The organism is Thermomonas beijingensis (genome assembly GCF_020034655.1).
GTDB lineage: Bacteria > Pseudomonadota > Gammaproteobacteria > Xanthomonadales > Xanthomonadaceae > Thermomonas > Thermomonas beijingensis.
In genome coordinates, this window is record NZ_JAIQDJ010000049.1 from 1 (window position 1) to 723 (window position 723).

The window sequence follows — 723 nt, forward strand, 5'->3', positions numbered from 1 at the left end:
GGCATGCCAAAAACCCAAAGGCATTCCTGCTGGCGACCTACTTCTTTTTGGTGAAATGCATGGCTCTAAAGAGGCGCCAGCAGTCATTTCAGAAATAACATGCGTCCTTTCCAATTCGAATAACATTGCGGTAGGAATTGAAGCGCCATCGGTAGATCAGCCACTAATTGATGCTTATTTGCAAAGCGATGGTACTAGCGCAGATAGAGCCAAGCTTATTTCAAGCGACTTTTGGCAGAAAGGGAAGGACGGAAGATCGAGTACCGCTATGCTCCGCCTCATTGAGGACATTCGAATTCTTAAAAAAAGCGGCCGCCCTGTTCAGCTATTTGCTTTCGATGATCAGCCAAACACTGACTTAGAGCGCAATGTAGCTATCGCAAACGGCATCCGTCGTTTCCACAGTTCACACCAAAACACGAAGATCATTGCGTTAATGGGTAATATTCACGCAATGCAAGAATCAATAACGACAAGCGAAGGTCCACTAATCCCAAGCGGCGCAATACTTAATGATCTAAAGCCCGTTTCAATCCTCATCACATACCCATCCGGCACGACCTGGGCATGCATGCCGGAGTGCGGCGTTCAAAAGCTCAAACCAAGGAGCCAAACGAGCGAGATAACTGGCTTCAAGGAAGGCGCACCTTTGGGGGGCTACAAATTTTCCTATCAACTCAGGTCCATTTCAGCGTCGCCGCCTGCAATCCAATAACTGGCATA

Annotated in this window: 1 protein-coding gene; it reads left to right on the plus strand. The window is 47.9% G+C overall.

Annotation, left to right across the window (positions count from 1 at the left end; translation table 11 throughout):
• A partial coding sequence (locus tag K7B09_RS13100; protein ID WP_223629908.1) for a TraB/GumN family protein occupies window positions 1–715 on the plus strand: 715 nt, incomplete at its 5' end.
• Window positions 716–723: the final 8 nt, after the last annotated feature.